This is a genomic window from Caldisalinibacter kiritimatiensis, from assembly GCF_000387765.1.
Classification (GTDB): Bacteria; Bacillota; Clostridia; order Tissierellales; family Caldisalinibacteraceae; genus Caldisalinibacter; species Caldisalinibacter kiritimatiensis.
The window spans coordinates 1-2503 of the sequence record NZ_ARZA01000129.1 but is presented as its reverse complement, the minus strand read 5'-3'; the positions used below and the strand labels follow the sequence as shown (position 1 = coordinate 2503).

3 protein-coding genes are annotated in these 2503 nt (G+C 24.3%); all 3 read right to left on the bottom strand.

The annotated features are described in order from the left end of the window. The coding region (locus L21TH_RS14770) for a hypothetical protein (RefSeq protein WP_034429487.1) at positions 1 to 213 on the bottom strand (213 nt) is incomplete at its 3' end. Between the two features lie 246 nt (positions 214 to 459). Beyond that, positions 460 to 1335 carry a sensor histidine kinase gene (locus L21TH_RS06215; RefSeq protein WP_034429486.1) on the bottom strand — a complete coding sequence of 292 codons (876 nt, stop codon included), beginning with the start codon at positions 1333 to 1335 and terminating at the stop codon, positions 460 to 462. 5 nt (positions 1336 to 1340) lie between these two features. Continuing rightward, positions 1341 to 1820 carry a hypothetical protein gene (locus tag L21TH_RS06210; RefSeq protein WP_006311996.1) on the bottom strand — a complete coding sequence of 160 codons (480 nt, stop codon included), beginning with the start codon at positions 1818 to 1820 and terminating at the stop codon, positions 1341 to 1343. Between the last annotated feature and the right edge of the window lie 683 nt (positions 1821 to 2503).

Here is a 2503-nt window from a genome sequence, read left to right as displayed (position 1 = left end):
ATAATAATTATTATTAACTGTTGTAATGAAATTTTGTATTTTGGCCTTATCACTTATTTTCAATTTCTTCTTTATATAGTTATAATTTTCGATAAATTTTATATCATTAAAGTTAATCCGATTAATATTTGTTTCTATATTTTTGTCGTTACAACCATTCAAAATAAATATTAGTAATAATAGTATAATTAGTTTAATTCTTTTTAATCGCAATTTTTTACCTCCCTCTATAATTTAAATTTTTCTTTAAAATACTCTTGTTTTCTTAGAATTACTACTGTATCCAAAAGAAGTTTTATGGATAAATATCTTATAAATACAATTTTATGGATTATAGGTGTGCACTTTAATAAGGATACATGTATTTTCCTTATGACCGTCTTTAGAGCTCCACAAATCTCATGGTGATTACCCTCCCATATCTCACAGGATCTACGTCCCTAAATTCCTTCGTTCTATCTATCCATGAGCTGGTTCATAGAAAAGCCACTTACTGTTAGTGCTTACACCTACAGCAGGTACGTATTTGTATATAGAATATAATGCTAACATAACAACTAACATTAGAAAAAGTTTTAATGTACTTTCTGCCATATAGCTAAATGATAATTTGCCAGCTATTAAGAATAAAATAGTACTTAAAGATAAACACTTGTTTTTAATTTTCTTTGGAATTTTAGGTCCATTGTTATAAACGTATATTACATGTTGTTTATTTTCATGTTTTATTTCTACTCCAACTTTTCTATTATCATTAATTTGTAAAACAGCCTCAAAAGCATTATCTATTAAATTGCCTAAAATACTACATAAGTCCCAGGATTTTACTTGAAGATTAGTAATATCACACTTTATTGCAAAGTCAAATCCAATGTTTTTATCTTCGGCTATTTTCATTTTGCTGTTAAGCAAAGCTGTAAGCGCTGGATTTCCTGTATAAACAATATGGTTTATATGTTGATATTTACCTGAAATTCCTTCTATATATTCTTTAGCACTTGCTACTTCATCAAGGTAAAGCATAGCTTGCAATGTCTGAATATGTCTAATATACTCATGACTTCTTGTTTGTAATATCTTTATTAATTCTTCTACTTGACTAAAATGTGATTTAAGCAAATTTATTTCTACTTTCTTCTTTATCTCTTCGCCTACTTTTTTTATAGACAAAAGTACAAAACCAGTCATAACCAAAATGAACATATTACCAATAGGTAAAACTTTTTTTATATAATGTAAATCATTAGAAGTGTAAATATATTGGTTAAAAAACACAATAAATATGGCTTGTACAAGTAATGTGAGAACTATTATGATGTTTTTATCTCTATTCAAACATATCAATCCTCACTATACATTTTTAAATCTAGAACATAAACTTTCCTATATTTTAAGTAAAAATATAGAAACATCATCATTAAACCACTAGGTAGAAAATAAAATATCCCTAATATAGGGTTTGAAACTATATCGCTAAATGTCTTTTTAGTTAAACTTAATAGGATTGTAGATATTGTGCTTTGCAGAACTCCTGATATTAAAGATCCAATTAATGTAGCCATTAAAGCATGAATAAATTTAATTCTTGTTAATATCCATATCAAAAATGTTAATAATATTATAGTAATTAAAGTATGTAAACCAAAAACTATATCTGTCTTTCTAATATAATATGAACTAATTCCTACTATAATTGATGTAATTAGAGAATGTTTTGTTGATATATTTGTATTACAAAGTTTGAATCCTAATTTAAGTACAAGAAAAGCTTCCGGTATGCTTACTATCAAAATTAGTAACCATGGTATAGGGTATATCAATCAACCTCCTCCTTACTTCCTTGGCTTTATCAACTATTCCTGTCATTAGTCATTATATATAAGTAAACCTAGATAAAGTATTTAGCTCTTTAATACATATTATAAAGGTATGCAAAGAAAAATTTTGTAATATTTTGTCAGGTAGATGTAAATTTATTTACTAATTACAAGTTGATAAGTTCATTACTTGATAAAACAATTTTAAAAAATTTTATTGGACAAAAAGTATATTAAATTTCTTCAATATTTTTCTTTCCTAAAACGTGAATAAATCCAGAATAATATATATTTAATAGTTTTCAATTATAAATTATTTAATATAAAATTATAAGTCTTTAATGATAATTAGTTTTTACATTTTATAAGAATAAAAAAAGAAAGCTACTAAACTTAATAGCCCTCTTCTTGATTTCATTCTATTATTATATTTAACAGATGAATATAAAATTGCTTAGGTGCATGAAATATCTAATGCTTATATTAAATTCTAGTTAATTTATTATTAAATATAAAATCGTATACAAAAGTAAAAAGATACAATCTCTTAAGACAAATAAGTTAAAATAGGTCTTATATTATTATATTAGAGAATATTTTACCAGTTCTCTTTTAAATATACCGGTATTTATCATATTTCTTTAATTTTTTAACTATAGAATTAATCTATGTTTACTAATTAGTTT